The sequence below is a fragment of the Paenibacillus sp. FSL R5-0928 genome, from assembly GCF_037970385.1.
In the GTDB taxonomy this organism is placed as follows: Bacteria; Bacillota; Bacilli; order Paenibacillales; family Paenibacillaceae; genus Paenibacillus_AQ; species Paenibacillus_AQ odorifer.
The window spans coordinates 1,295,279-1,309,943 of sequence record NZ_CP150225.1; the positions used below are offsets into that span (position 1 = coordinate 1,295,279).

Annotated in this window: 12 protein-coding genes; 6 read left to right on the forward strand and 6 right to left on the reverse strand. The window is 46.4% G+C overall.

The features are described 5' to 3' along the window. Nucleotides 1-113: 113 nt before the first annotated feature. Nucleotides 114-2,342, forward strand: coding sequence for a Tex family protein (locus MKZ16_RS05605; protein WP_076100050.1), 2,229 nt, complete (start codon nt 114-116; stop codon nt 2,340-2,342). Nucleotides 2,343-2,527: 185 nt separating this feature from the next. Further along, nucleotides 2,528-2,866 (forward strand): hypothetical protein, encoded by a 339-nt coding sequence (locus tag MKZ16_RS05610; protein ID WP_076104672.1) that lies wholly within the window; start codon nt 2,528-2,530, stop codon nt 2,864-2,866. 45 nt (nt 2,867-2,911) lie between these two features. On the opposite strand, the gene MKZ16_RS05615 is transcribed toward MKZ16_RS05610, so the two are convergent. Next, nucleotides 2,912-3,967, reverse strand: coding sequence for a GIY-YIG nuclease family protein (locus tag MKZ16_RS05615; RefSeq protein WP_051491480.1), 1,056 nt, complete (start codon nt 3,965-3,967; stop codon nt 2,912-2,914). Nucleotides 3,968-4,136: 169 nt separating this feature from the next. Here MKZ16_RS05615 and MKZ16_RS05620 point away from each other — a divergent pair, with 169 nt between their 5' ends. Further along, the gene (locus MKZ16_RS05620) at nt 4,137-4,913 is read left to right on the forward strand and encodes a hypothetical protein (protein WP_036686786.1); all 777 of its coding nucleotides are present in this window, start codon (nt 4,137-4,139) and stop codon (nt 4,911-4,913) included. Between the two features lie 249 nt (nt 4,914-5,162). Here the strand turns inward: MKZ16_RS05620 and MKZ16_RS05625 are convergent, their stop codons facing one another. From MKZ16_RS05625 to MKZ16_RS05645, 5 genes are all read right to left on the reverse strand, one after another. After that, nucleotides 5,163-5,555, reverse strand: a complete 393-nt coding sequence (locus MKZ16_RS05625) for a hypothetical protein (protein WP_339815448.1) — start codon at nt 5,553-5,555, stop codon at nt 5,163-5,165. A gap of 923 nt (nt 5,556-6,478) precedes the next feature. Next, nucleotides 6,479-7,927 carry a DHA2 family efflux MFS transporter permease subunit gene (locus MKZ16_RS05630; protein WP_081386716.1) on the reverse strand — a complete coding sequence of 483 codons (1,449 nt, stop codon included), beginning with the start codon at nt 7,925-7,927 and terminating at the stop codon, nt 6,479-6,481. After that, a complete protein-coding gene (gene trxA / locus MKZ16_RS05635; RefSeq protein ID WP_038569055.1) occupies nt 7,896-8,210 on the reverse strand; it encodes a thioredoxin in 315 nt (104 codons plus the stop codon). The genes MKZ16_RS05630 and trxA overlap by 32 nt, the downstream gene beginning before the upstream one ends. A 675-nt stretch (nt 8,211-8,885) precedes the next feature. Beyond that, nucleotides 8,886-9,860 carry an S-layer homology domain-containing protein gene (locus MKZ16_RS05640; RefSeq protein ID WP_076104671.1) on the reverse strand — a complete coding sequence of 325 codons (975 nt, stop codon included), beginning with the start codon at nt 9,858-9,860 and terminating at the stop codon, nt 8,886-8,888. A gap of 85 nt (nt 9,861-9,945) precedes the next feature. Continuing rightward, nucleotides 9,946-10,737, reverse strand: coding sequence for an SDR family NAD(P)-dependent oxidoreductase (locus tag MKZ16_RS05645; protein ID WP_036686790.1), 792 nt, complete (start codon nt 10,735-10,737; stop codon nt 9,946-9,948). A gap of 175 nt (nt 10,738-10,912) precedes the next feature. Between MKZ16_RS05645 and MKZ16_RS05650 the strand changes: the two genes are divergently transcribed. The 3 genes from MKZ16_RS05650 to MKZ16_RS05660 all read left to right on the forward strand — a co-directional run bounded on the left by MKZ16_RS05650 (nt 10,913) and on the right by MKZ16_RS05660 (nt 14,539). Further along, nucleotides 10,913-12,892: a TetM/TetW/TetO/TetS family tetracycline resistance ribosomal protection protein gene (locus tag MKZ16_RS05650; RefSeq protein ID WP_076100045.1), complete on the forward strand. Its 1,980-nt coding sequence runs from the start codon at nt 10,913-10,915 to the stop codon at nt 12,890-12,892. A 331-nt stretch (nt 12,893-13,223) separates the two neighbouring features. Next, on the forward strand, nt 13,224-13,751 hold the full coding sequence (locus MKZ16_RS05655; protein WP_076104670.1) for a GNAT family N-acetyltransferase: 528 nt from the start codon (nt 13,224-13,226) through the stop codon (nt 13,749-13,751). Between the two features lie 308 nt (nt 13,752-14,059). Next, on the forward strand, nt 14,060-14,539 hold the full coding sequence (locus tag MKZ16_RS05660) for a hypothetical protein (RefSeq protein WP_076104669.1): 480 nt from the start codon (nt 14,060-14,062) through the stop codon (nt 14,537-14,539). The last annotated feature ends 126 nt before the right edge of the window (nt 14,540-14,665 follow it).

Consider the following 14,665-nt stretch of genomic DNA (forward strand, 5'->3'; position numbering starts at 1 on the left):
TACAACGCGCGCTATTCGGGCTGGTCTTTGGTGCAGAGCCGAATCTGTGATACTATTTTAATTATGAGATCAAGATATGTATAAGCAGATTGTGTACGGGAAGAGGGATACTAATGGCGGTAGATAACAGCAATACGGAAGTCATTACGGATGAGGCAAACGCACAGCGGGAGCAGGAATTGATAACCGTAGCGATTGCCAAGGAATTGAACATTAGTCTGAAACAGGTACGCACTACGGTAGGACTGCTGGATGAGGGAAATACCATTCCGTTCATCGCCAGATATCGGAAGGAAATGACGGGTGAGCTGGACGAGAATGCGCTTCGTGATATTGAAGAACGGCTGGGTTATCTTCGCAATCTAGGCGAACGTAAAAAAGACGTTATACGCAATATTGAAGAGCAGGGCAAGCTGACCAAGGAGCTTCATGAGCAAATTATCAATGCGGTCAAACTTCAGGAAGTAGAGGACTTGTATCGTCCCTTCAAGCAAAAGCGTAAGACGCGGGCTAGTGTTGCGAAGGAAAAAGGACTTGAGCCGCTGGCTAACTGGATCTTGGAGCAGCAAAGACAAGGGGACCCGCAGACTGAAGCATCGAAATATATTGATGTGGAAAAGGGAGTAGAGAGCGCAGACCAAGCGCTGCAAGGCGCACTGGACATCATTGCCGAGAACATAGCAGATGATCCTGCGATCCGCTCTTGGGTTCGCCAGTATACAGCAAGTCAAGGTATTCTTGTGTCTGAAGCAAAGGATGCAGAACAAGAATCCGTATACGAAAATTATTATAGTTACCGTGAACCTGTACACAAAATGCCACCTCACCGCATCCTAGCAATTAACCGTGGTGAGCGTGAAAATATATTAAAGGTAGGCATTGAGGTCGTCACTGATAAAATTCATGCCTATATTGCACGGAAAATTATTAAAGGGCCATCCCCGGTGAAGGAACTGCTGGAAGCAGTGACTGAGGATGCCTACAAACGTTTGATTGCTCCTTCAGTAGAGCGCGAAGTTCGTGGAGAGATGACCGAACGTGGGGAGAACCAGGCGATTTCGATCTTCTCTGGCAATCTACGTAGCCTGCTGCTGCAACCGCCAGTCAAGGGGCGTTGTGTTCTGGGGGTTGACCCTGCATACCGTACTGGATGTAAGCTAGCCGTTGTAGACGATACTGGTAAGCTGCTAGAGGTAGCCGTGACCTATCCGACGCCGCCGAATAACAAGAAGCGCGAAGCTGCTGCTAAGTTCAAAGAGTTGATTGCTAAGTACGGCATTCAGCTCATCGTAATCGGCAATGGCACAGGCTCGCGTGAAACGGAGCAGTTTACGGCAGAAGTGATTGCCGAGATTGGCAATCCAGAGCTGGCGTACCTGATCGTTAATGAAGCGGGAGCGAGTGTCTATTCTGCTTCCAAGCTGGCGCAGGAGGAATTCCCGGATCTGGATGTAGCGGAGCGCAGCGCGGCTTCTATCGCCCGCCGTGTGCAAGACCCGCTGGCGGAGCTGGTGAAGATCGATCCGAAAGCTATAGGTGTGGGACAGTACCAGCATGACGTCTCCCAAAAGCATCTGGAGGAGAGTCTTAAAGCCGTCGTGGAATCGGCGGTTAACCATGTTGGCGTAGATGTCAATACGGCATCTCCTGCCTTGCTCTCTTATGTAGCAGGGGTTAATGGAACGATTGCTAAGAATATCGTTAAATTCCGCGAAGAGAACGGCAAGTTCACGACCCGGAAGCAGCTGCAAAAGGTTCCTCGTCTAGGTGCCAAGTCCTATGAGCAATGTATCGGCTTCTTGCGGATTCCGGGTGGAGACAACACCTTGGACCGCACGCCTATTCACCCCGAGTCCTATCCGGTGGTGGATCGTTTGTTCCGTGAGCTAAGCCTCGATGTGAATAAGCTTGGCAGCAAAGAAGTAGCCTCACAGCTTGAGGTACAAAATGCCGAGGAGCTGGCTGTGAAGCTGGATGTCGGCGTGCCTACGCTGCGCGACATCCTGGAGAGCTTGCAGCGTCCGGGCCGCGATCCGCGCGAGGAGCTGCCGCTGCCGATCTTCCGCACCGATGTGCTTAAGATCGAGGATCTGGTTCCTGGCATGGAAATGCAGGGAACCGTCCGCAACGTTATCGATTTCGGCGCATTCGTCGATATCGGCATCAAAAATGATGGGCTGGTGCATATTTCCCAGCTCAGCGGCAGCTTTGTGAAGCACCCGATGGACGTCGTCTCCGTAGGAGACAATGTCACCGTCTGGGTGATGGGTGTTGACCTGAAGAAGGGCCGGGTCAGCCTGACCATGCGTCCGCCGCGTGTTGAGGCGGGAAGCGTGAAGTAGACAGATAGCAGTGATCCTCAAAGAACGACAACAAGAAGCCAGTCTCCTATTATTGGGGACTGGCTTCTTGTTGATTATTTTCAGCTGCAACCCTTTTTGTCATTATAGGAGTGAAGGACGTGCACTCTTTGGGTAAGTTTAGAGTAACAGTTGAACTAATGGCTTATTACTAGGAGGAGATAGATGTGGGAAATCCATTGAAAGAATTAAAAAATAGTGTGAATGGCCTAAAGCAATCCCTTGATGGAGTTAAGCAATCGGTAGAGGGATTGAAAGAACCTATAGATGAGATGAAGGGAAATATTCAGGTCACGTTGGAGCAAGCGAAGGACAGATCTGAGGGATTTAAATCGGAGATCAATCGTATGAAGGAATGTGTGGAGGAAACTAAGCTGGTTGTTAATGAGGCGAAGGAAACGGTAATGGAGGCGGGCGAGGTGTTATACACTCAGAAACGCTATAAAAAATTGTTGAAGCGAAACCGAAAAATGCAGCCTGCAAAGGCAGGCCGCCGTTTACTATAATCCGCCGGAAGTCCAAACATTCACCGCAGTTACAACCCGTACCTTTTAATTATAGGAATGAGAGGGAAGCGCATTTAAAAAAATCTGCAACAGCTCATTTACCGAAGCATCCATATTGGAACGTTGCTCAGCTGCAAGCCAATCCTCTTGAATGATGATGTAGCTGCAGGAGCTGCTTTTTAAATAGCTGTATATTATTTGTGCTTCGTCAATCTCATGGCGCCCGATCGCTGCCGAGGTCTGATTGGTTTCACTCTGAAAGGTGTTCATAATCGCTGACTTTATTGCCGCTTGCAGGTGGGTGATATCCGGTTGATCATATTGTAGCTTGGTATGGGACAGGATACGGTTGCCCTTGAGCAGAATAAGTTTAAGCGTCTGTTCATTCATGGCCTCAAGAACTGCGATATTCTGATTCTCCTGTGCGAATTCGATGACCTTCTCTTTGTGAATCAGGAAGCTGACAGCTCCAATATAGTCCCTGTATTTGGCGGCGGTTTCGAAGTCATAGTGCTCCGCGGCCACTGCCATCCGTTGCTCCATTTCCTCAAGGATACTGGAATCTGAGCCGTTTAGTAAGCCAATGACTCGATCAATAATTTTATTATATTGAACAGCGGCATCTCCGCCTGCACACATCCCTATGCATAGGCCAAGCGAATGGTTTAGGCATAGGGAATTTTTAAAGCTAGGGTTACTGCAAAGGATTCTTGAACTTTCTTTAATGCCTTGCACGGCCCGTTCCACGGTGCTTCTGCTTGTATAGGGACCAAAAACCTGAGTGCCTTCTTTGACCGCAGGATCATAGGTAATCTCTAACGAACGTATTTTTTCATCCGCTCCTATTACGATATAGGTATAAGCCTGCGGATTTTTCATTTTTTTATTGTACATGGGTTTGATCTCTTTAATTAATTTGCATTCCAGCATAAAGGCTTCAAATTCGGTATCCGTAAGGATGATTTCCAGATCTTTAATATTTCTTACAAGCTGTTTAACCTTTGGGGAATGAGATTTTGAGTTTTGAAAATAGGATTGGACTCTCCGTTTTAACTGTTTTGCCTTGCCAACATATATAATATGACCGAGATTATCCTTCATGAGATAAACGCCGGGAGTTAGGGGAAGGCTTTTAAGTTTTTCTGTTAAATGAATAGTAACCCCGCCCTCTCATAAGAGTTGTATGATTGATAGTTTTAGTATAAGCTTGCAACCTTCATTTGTTCAAATCAGTCTAAAGAGTGAAGAATCAAAGCTAAGGAGGGATCTTATGTACTTCGCAAAAAAAATCGGTGGGCTGGCGCTTATAGCAGCTATGTTATGGCTTACAGCCTGCAGTGGAACGCCAGAAGCGGGAACGGAGCCGAAGCAGACGCCTGAGCAGTCACAAGAGCAGGCACCAGTGCAGACGCCAAAGCAGACACCAGAGCACACACAAACTGCACAGCCAGCGGCTACTACACAACCACCACAGGAGACGGAACTACCACAGGAGACGAAGACATCAAGTACGGGGCAGCCGCAGGATCTAGAGGGATTGCCGCCATTAGTTGAGGAAGCGGCGTCTACGGTAATGAACTCCATTAAGAATAAGGATATGAAGCAATTAGCGGCGTGGGTACATCGGGATAAAGGGCTACGCTTCTCTCCATATGCATACGTGGATACAAAAAATGATCTTGTATTCACCCAGGAGGAAGTAGAAGGATTAATGAATGACTCTACCAAAAGAGTCTGGCGAACATTTGCTGGCTCCGGTGATTTAATCGAGCTTACATTCGCAGATTACTACAAGCGGTTTGTCTACGATGCGGACTTCATTCAGAAGGCCGAAATTGCTGTGAACAAGGGGCTTGGACAAGGGACGACGATCAACAACTTAAACGAAGTGTATCCAAAGGAGCAATATGATTTCGTTGAATATCATATTGCTGGTATCGATCCTTCTGTCGAGGGAATGGATTGGCGCAGCCTGCGTCTAGTTTTTGAGAAGATCGGAGAAGACCATGCATTAGTCGGCATTATTCATGATCAATGGACGCCTTAGCTTACGGACTCAGATGACGCTAATATGGACGCCTTAGCTTACGGACTCAGATGGCGCTATTATGGACGCTGTTTGCCTGCTTCAACTGATTATTCACATCCGTTGGCATACGCTGATCCTTACGGACCTAGATGACGCTATTCGCGTTTTTTTAGCGATTAGAGCACAGTTTCGGACTCCAGTGCAGCTATTCATCAGAAAAAGGCATATCTATGGTGCTTTTTGAGCCAATAGCGACGATGGAGTCCTTTAGTAGTCCAAATGTGCGATTATGCAACGAATAAGGTCAACTGGGTCCGATAGTAGCTGCATTCCTATCCGCTGTAGCCCCATCTGTTGCACACCTAACTGGTGCACACCTAACTGCTGCATACCTAACTGGTGCACACCTAACTGTTGCACACCTAACTGGTGCACACCTAACTGTTGCACACCTAACTGGTGCACACCTAACTGGTGCACACCTAACTGGTGCACACCTAACTGCTGCATACCTAACTGGTGCACACCTAACTGGTGCACACCTAACTGCTGCATACCTAACTGGTGCACACCTAACTGGTGCACACCTAACTGCTGCATACCTAACTGGTGCACACCTAACTGCTGTGCACCTAACTGCTGTGCACCTAACTGCTGCACACCTATCTACTACACACCTATCTTCTGCACACCCATCTGCTGCGTTCGCATAACGCAAACATTGGAGCATCGCTGACCTGTATTTTGTTTTTGGCTACCTGCTTCAGCGGATTTTCATATCCGTTGATACACGCTGATCCTTACGGACCCAGATGACGCTATTCGCGTGTTTCTAGCGATTGGAGCACAGTTTCGGACTCCAGTGCAGCTATTCAATAGAAAAAGGAATATTTATGGTGCTTTTGGTGCCAATAGCGACTATGGAGTCCGATAGCATCGTAAAAGTGGCATATTTTTGCATATAAGGTCATCTGAGTCCGATAGCTGCTGCGTCTGTGTAAATATGATCTAATCGCTCGAAGTTTGATGTTCATCATCGTCAAGTAGCTTCATGCACAAATATGATCTAATCGCTCGAAGTTTGATGTTCATCATTGTCAAGTAGCTTCATGCACACAAATATGATCTAATCGCTCGAAGTTTGATAATCCTCACTGCCAAGTAATCAGCATTTCTGAGCCTGAGTTAGCTTGAGGACCCAGATGACGCTATTCGTATGTTTTTAGCGATTGGAGCACAGTTCGGACCCCAGTGCAGCTATTCGTTAGAAATAGGTTCATATTGAATGCTTTTTGAGACAATAGCGACGATGGAGTCCGATAGCTAACAACAAGTTGGATTATGAGACGATCTATGGGGAATTACCAAAGACGTCCCACCTCTGCTTAAATATGAGTCAGACCCTGGTGGGGCCTCCTCTGTAAAAGTGGGGGCAAAAATTATAATCAGTACAGCTTTTTTTCGGGAAATATGCTTTAAGCATGGAGTCTCAAGTGCGCTTCAGGAATTTCCCCCTGCACCGGAAGCCACACCAAAAAAACCGGCAGAGGATTCTGCCGGGTAATACAGGATAGATTAAGAAATTAAATATTAGCAGGTTTAAGCTTTCTCGCTTCTTGCAGATGAAAAGACAAGTATAATCCTAATCCGGCAAGAGCCGTCAACGTCCAGAATGCAATGTGGACCCCTTTGAGCATATCCAATGGAAAGGATAAGGAACTGGCACTCGCAGTAGAAGTCATTATCGTTACAAGCAAGGCGCCTCCTATTGAACCGCTGAGCGAGCGCAGCGTGATTGTCATTGGAGAAGCATGTGCAACCATGGTGTTGGGGATACTTGCCATGGCATAGGCCGTAATTGGAGCCATAACTGCCCCTACTCCAAACATAAGCAGGGCATACATTATAACCAGTAGATTAAAGGACGTCTCTGTTGATAACGTGAGGGCAAGAGCCACTGCCATGATCAGAATGAGCAGAAATCCTCCCTGGGTTACGCGGCTAACCCCAAACCGGTCATATAGTCTGCCTGAGATCAGACCGGAGACACCAATCAGCAGTGCACCTGGCAACAACATAAGCCCGGACTCCCTTGGTGTTAAGCCTCTTATCGTCTGTGCATACAGAGGAAGAAGGAGTTCAACTCCCACCATCACCGCAAATAAGATCACCCCCACAATAGAAGAACGGGTAAAGGAGCGGTGCCGAAACAGCTTGAAATCGAGCAAAGGTGCCGTGAGCTTGAGCTGTCTTTTAATAAACAGCGCCACGATCAGGAATCCGGCCAGAAGGATGATCCCTGCGACAACAGGATTTCCCTTTTCTTCCCCGACAATGCTAAAACCATATAATATACCAGCGAATCCGAGTGAAGAGTAGATAATGGACCTGGTGTCGAGCTTGGTCTGATGAGTCTCTCCCACGTTCCGCAGCGTGAAATGCGCTAAGAATAAATTGGCGGCTGCGAGCGGAGCCACAGCATAAAACAACAGTCTCCATGAATGATTCTGAACCACGAACCCAGACAGAGTAGGCCCAAGTGCAGGAGCCAACCCCAGAACCAAACCGACTACTCCCATCGCTGCACCGATTTTCTCCTTCGGGAAGACTCTGAGTATCGTCGTCTGAAACAGAGGGAACAGCAGACCCGCACCGATGCCTTGAACCAAACGCCCCGTCAGGACTAGGGGGAAACTCCAGGCGATCCCGGCAATCAGTGTTCCTGCTGTGAACGCTCCGACAGAGGCCATGAACAAGGCCCTCGTAGTAAACTTTCCGATCAAAAATCCAGCAACAGGAACAGTTATACCTATCATCAGGTAGTACACCGTAATCAGCCACTGCGCTTGATTCTCATGAATGGCAAGATCCTGCATGACACGCGGCAACGCCGTATTTAACATCGTTTGCATTAATTGGGCTAGAAAATTGGCAACCACCAGAGAGGCTACAATAATGCTGGGTTTATTAGTCAAGCTGTCTTCACCGCTTTCAGAGGTATTATTCGGATGCAGTGAGCTGCTGCAAGGCATGTATGGATAATATCCCCACCTCTTGTTGCCGTGGTTGTCCATCCTTGAATATGAGTGTGGCCGGTATACTCATCACGTGGTATTTTCCAGTCGTCTCCGGGTTGTCATCCACATTGACCTTCACTACAGTTATTGTAGCATCCGACTCCCGCTCAAACTCTTCCAGCACAGGTGCAAACATCCGGCACGGTCCGCACCAGGGCGCCCAGAAGTTGACTACAGTTATTCCTTTCGGTTGAATGAGTTGTGCAAAAGTAGCATCTTCCGCATGGAGAACTGCCATTATGAATCATCCCTTCAAGATTGATAAAATATATTATAGATCCATTATATCTATAATTAGGATAAATAATAGACTTAGTGTATCCACAATATATCTAAATCAGTATTTTGTCAAACCGATTTTCACTTACTCCTGTGCTTGTACATATAAAACAAAAAGATCCGTTAAGTGCGCTTGAAGCAGTTGATAGATCTATGATTGTAAATGATGCGGTCGAGAGGACTCGAACCTCCACGATATTGCTGCCACACGAACCTGAATCGGGCATGCAATTCGGTCACTAGCGGGTTGTAAAATCCTTGTATAATCAAGGGTTTTTGCGGTTTTTCTGTTTTTCTCAAGCACAACAAGGGGATGCCGGGTTCACCCAAAACGCAGTCAATTTTGTAAGTTTGAAAGAACTCAGAGAGAACTCAGAGAGAACTAGACAAGAAACAGCTGTGTTAAGGTCATCTGAGTCCGATAGCGGCGTTACTTAATCAATCAGAGTTCGGAGTTGGGATAAAGGGGGAAGGAACAACAAACAGCAAACAAGGGATGCTTCAGCAGCCATATGATGGCTTTTGAGGCATCCCTTCTCCGTATCTCAGCCGTCATAAACGGCAGCTGGAAGTCCAAATATACACCGCAGCTGCGTCGGACTCTTAACTCTAAAACCTTCAAGTTGAATTTATATTATTGTGCCGCGCTAGAAGACGAATAAGAAGCAGAGCCAGTTACAGGTTGAGCGACAGCTTTGTATCCATCTGGCAGATAAGTGGCAACAGATGCCTTTGTGATCACCTGCGCGTACATTTTCCCTGGTTCAGGAGCAGTCACGTTAAAGTAAATCACAGCCGTATTGTCTTTACCAAATTCGATTCGCTCAATCACCAGCCCATACCCGGGGTTAGGCAGATTATTAACGGTAAGTGTGGCTTTATTTACGCCTTCACCCGCTTTGGTCAACGTAACCTCTGTTTCGTAGGTGGGAGTAGTGGGACTGCCATTAGATACAATTACACGTTTAGCAAAAGTTGCTGCATCATAGATGAGAGCGGCTGCTTCAGAGCGGGTAATAGCATCATTTGGCCGGAAATTACCGTTCTTATCGAGTGTGGCAATATGTGTATTCAGCAGGATCTGGAGACTATTTATAACCTCCGTAGAGAGTTTATCGCCATCCTTAATGTCTACATACATCAGCGTAACAGGGAAGTTACCTTTACTTTGCAGCGCTTGCGTCAATAAGTGAGCGAACTGAGCACGGGTGATGGTTCCGTTAGGATCCACTGTCCGGTCGAGTGAAAGACCATTTTGCTTGGCAGTCAGGAAAGCCGAAGCATACCAGGCTTTGTCGTTTACTTTATCGAAATAATCACTGGCTTTGGAAGAATTACTACCTACCGCTGGTTGCGGAGTCAGATTCAGACCCCCAACGATGAATTGTATCCCTTGCGCAAAGCTTACCTTAGATTTAGGGGCAAACTTATCTTTGTCTACTCCGTTTATAATCCCCTCTTTATGCAAAGAGTTGATTTTTGCTTCCGCAGGATCACCTTTCAAATCTGAAAAAGCAAAAGCGGATGCCCCAAAAGACACACTCGCTGCCAAAATGCCGCAGGCTATAGTCATTTTTTTAGCGTTATTTATGAATAATGTTTTTTTCATTTGCGTCACCTCCATACTCTTAGATGGTAGATTAGACCAAAATGTTGCATAGATTTTAAAATATTATAACGATTCGAGTAAAAACTTATCCGCGCAGGAGTGACTCGGCACCATCTACATAAATCTCAGTTCCCGTAACATGAAAAGATTCATCCGATGCGAGAAATAATACCAGATTGGCAACCTGCTCAGGCTTACCCGGTGCATTTTCCAGCGGATGATTACCTTCCGGAAATTCCACAGGAATCTTCACTTTTTGAAGATCATCGCTTTTATACGTATTATCTCCAATTTGTGTATCGATTGATCCAGGACAGATTGCATTTACACGGATGCCGTATTGCGCCAGCTCTAGTGCAGCCATTTTCATAAAAGCAACTTGTCCTGCCTTGGAAGATGAGTAAGCGGAAGCGCCAATGTTCGAGAATACTCGGTTGCCGTTAATGGAGCTGGTGATAATGATGCTGCCGCCATTTTCTTTCATATGGGGGATGGCATATTTTACTGTGGCAAAGGTGCTGCGTAGGTTGGTATCCAGTGTCTGGTCCCAATCTTCGATTTCTAGTGTTTCGATTGGAGACCATGTACCATTAATGCCAGCATTGGCAAAAACAATATCAATCTTCTCGGCCGCCTCCCCAACCTTACGAATACTTTCTTCGACCAGACCTGGATTGGAGACATCGCATTCAATTACTGTTGCTGTACCGCCAATAGATTCAATCTCACGTTTAGTTTCATAGGAATCCTCGGGAGTGCGGTCAAGCATATATACCTTAGCTCCGTGTTGGGCAAACCTTATGGCTGTAGCTTTTCCAATACCGGAACCAGCACCTGTAACCACTGCAACTTTATCCTGCAAACGTTTATCTGTCATGATGAATTTCCTCCCCGGCGTTAGATTTCTTATTAGTAATTACATACCCGGCATAGCTGAATCTAACCAATTGAACTGGAGGGTGGAACAACGTGGGTGGATATATTACTATGGAATATAAGGATGTAAATAATATAAATTCAGATAAATCTAGCTCATGATAGGGGAACTATAGATGATTCAGCAGCAGGGAGCAGAACGGATTAATGTGGGGATATTTGCCCATGTGGACGCCGGGAAGACGACAACAACGGAGCATATTTTGTATGAAAGCGGTCGCATTCGCGCGCTTGGCAGCGTAGACACTGGGACGGCATTGACGGATTCAATGGATGTGGAGCGGCAGCGGGGGATATCCGTACGGGCGGCATTGGCTTCTTTTGCTTGGAAAGGTGTGCATATTAATCTGGTCGATACCCCGGGGCACGTCGATTTTCTGTCCGAAGTTGAGCGGTCTTTGCGGGTGATGGATTGTGCGGTGCTTATTCTTTCAGCCGTGGAGGGTGTGCAGGCCCAAAGTGAGATGATCTGGAACGCGCTGCGGAAGCTGGGAATCCCCACGCTTATTTTTGTGAACAAAATGGATCGCGTAGGCGCTAACCCTGAAGCTGTGCTGGCAGAAGCGCGAAATTATTTGTCTAGTGATATCCTTCCAGTTCAGCAACCCATCGGCAAAGAGAAGGGGTACATAGGAGCAAGAGATTTATGGGAGAACGAAGCTGATGCTAGCGCGCGAACAGAATTATTAGAGGCGTTAGCGGAACGGGACGAAGAGCTGTTGGAGAAGTATATGTCAGGTAGCACTATTGATTTGGCTGAATGGAAAAAATATATGAAAACAGCCTCCTCATCAGGCCGCTTTTTTCCGATGGTTTATGGCGTCGCCGCCAAGGGGCTTGGGGTTACTGCCTTACTGGATGCGATGGTTGAGTATTTTCCGCGCGCTGGTGGGAATGTGGAGGGGGCGGTGTCAGGCATCGTATACAATATTCAGCGTGATAAAAGTATGGGACGGATGGCGTTTGTCCGCCTTTATGAAGGGACGATCCGTAACCGCGATACGCTGATGAATTATACGCAGGATATTCAGGGGAAAGTGACCCAGATCCGCAAGGTCGAAGGTGGTCGGACCGAGGATGTCGGAGCGCTTGAAGCCGGAGATATTGCTGTTATCTATGGCCTTTCAGGGGTGCGCATCGGAGATGTGCTCGGCCATCCGGGGGCCATTCCGGAGGAGGCGAAGCTGGCTGTGCCGCTGCTAACGGTGCGTGTATTCTGGGAACCAGATGTGGATGACCATAAGGTTATCGGAGCGCTGCAGGAACTGGCGGATGAAGATCCGCTTTTGGATGCGCAGTGGCTGCAGGATGAGCGGGAGCTGCATATCAAAGTAATGGGACCGATTCAGCTGGAGATTCTGAACAGTGTTCTGGAGGAGCGATATGCGCTGAAGGTTACTTTCGGTCAGCCTTCTGTCATATATAAAGAAACGCCAGCCCGTGCCGGGGAAGGTTTTATCGCTTACACGATGCCGAAACCGTGCTGGGCGATTCTACGCTTTCAGATTGAGCCGGGATCTCCGGGCAGTGGTTTAGTCTACGATTCGGTAGTGCGGAGTTCCGACCTGCTGCCGCAATATCAGAGCGAAACCGCACGCCGAGTACCAGAAGCCTTACAACAGGGTTTGTATGGCTGGGAGGTTACCGATCTTAAAGTGACCTTGATCGAGGGACAGCATCATGTGTGGCATACCCATCCGCTGGATTTTGCTGTGGCGACTCCGATGGGAATTATGGACGGACTCGCTCGGGTAGGCACTAAGCTTTTGGAGCCGATTCTGCAGGTTCGCATCGTGGTTCCTGAGGAGAATGGCGGACGGGTGATGAACGACCTTGTGCAGATGCGTGGCACGTTCGAGCCTCCCGTGCTGCAAGGCGAACGGATGATCATCGAAGGACGTCTGCCGCTGGCAACATCGCTCGATTATCCCGTCAGCTTAAGCTCCTACACGAAGGGGCGCAGCACGTTTACTTCTTTTTTTGCCGGCTATGAAGAATGTCCACCAGACGTATCTGCTGAGCGCACCCGCCGGGGCGTGAACCCACTTGATCAGGCGAAATATATATTAAGCGTGCGAAAGGCACTGCAAGGTTAAATTGAGGTAGAGTACTAAATGGGCTGAGGGGGAATAAAAAACTAGAGAGTGTGCGAGGATGTTGGTACTAAGATATACTCAGAAAACTATTAGAAGATATGAAAGTAGCTCCAGTAGAAGTAGAAGTAGAAGTAGAAGTAGAAGTAGAAGTAGAAGTAGAAGACATCTCCTCCTTTTTAGTTGGCATGTGAATATTATGCAGCTCAGAAAAACATATCAATTCGGTAGCTCAAAGTGATTTCAATAGTTTGTTTGAGAGGAATAAGTGGTTGAACACTAGTCAATGTTGGACTAGCTGAAGCTTTTATCGGAAATCTAAGGGGGAATTAAATTGAAGATTAGAGAAGCAACAGCTAGTGATATAGACGGGATCGCTTTTGTCCACGCTACGAGTTGGAAAACCACATACAGAGGGCTAATATCAGATGAGTTTCTCGATAAAATTACAGTGGAAGCAAGAAGGGAGCTCTGGATTCGGAATTTTGAAAACCCCAATAAAGACGAGGTTATGTATGTGGCTGAAGATGAGGCTGGGACGATTATTGGTTTTGCAAATGGAGGAGCGCGAAGAGGGCCAGATCTCTCAGATCTCTATGATGCGGAGCTATATGCACTCTATTTGCTTAAGGAACAGCAAGGAAAGGGTCTTGGAAGGCAACTCATAAGAAGCGTAGCACAGAATTTATTGGAGGAAAATTATAGCTCGTTCATGACTTGGGTGGTAACAGGAAATCCCGCGATTCATTTCTATCACAAAGTGGGTGGGCAATCTGTTGCGACAAAAGAAGTGAAGATTGGGAATGAGGTCGTCGAAGAGATCATGATTGGATGGAGGGATATTGGAGTTGTTGGGGGTTAAGAGCCAAGGGGAGCGATGTACAGAAGCTTTTAACTGTATTTTGTACAACTATAATCCTGCGAATAACCCGTCAAAAAATATAACTGTATTTCGTACACCTATTTTCGTGATTTATTACTCATTGGGCACATTTTCTAGTTTTTAAGTGTACAGAATACAATTAAAGTCTTGAAGATCCCATTTGGATGCGGAATAAGTGTATGAAATGCAGCTATTTCATGAGTTCATAAAGCTCCGTGCACAAAACTATCTAGAGAAGGCCAGGTTTTTTTCACTAAAAAATAGGATGAGTTAAAGGTTGTGAGAAAGTGAGTGATAAACAAGCACGGCTATTTCGTATGGAGCAACTGAAAAAAAGAGTGAAAATAGAGAACCCATCAGGTTCTCTGTACAGTGAGTGTATCGAAGCTTTAGGTCCCAACACAAGAATATATAGTTTAGAAAAGTCGTCCGAGATTGTAGCTATGATGGAGAGTATAGTTAATTTCACACAGTGGGCGCGGATTGACTGGGAATCTATTGATCAAAAGAAATCCTTTAAGACACCGGAAGAACTGAAAGACATAGAGTCTATTTTATTGCGTGATAACTATTTTATTGTGTGGAATGAGTTCAATCTTCCGGTAGTGGAGACTAATTTAAAAAATATTATAAACAATTTCAATGATGTTATTGCTGTTGGATTTGATACATGGATTGTAAAATTGGATAAAGGAATTATTATTGAAAGTCATCACGAGGGGGATTTAACAGTGGGTTGGATCTCGCCTCCTCCATTACCAGCTTAACCATAGGCTCTAATGGATGCACAGAGAGTAAAAAATGTACGTAATTCACACTGCGCTAATAACCTCAAGTTTATCCTTCATACACATAACAAGCTTATATTAAGTATAAGAGTTTTAATATGATCT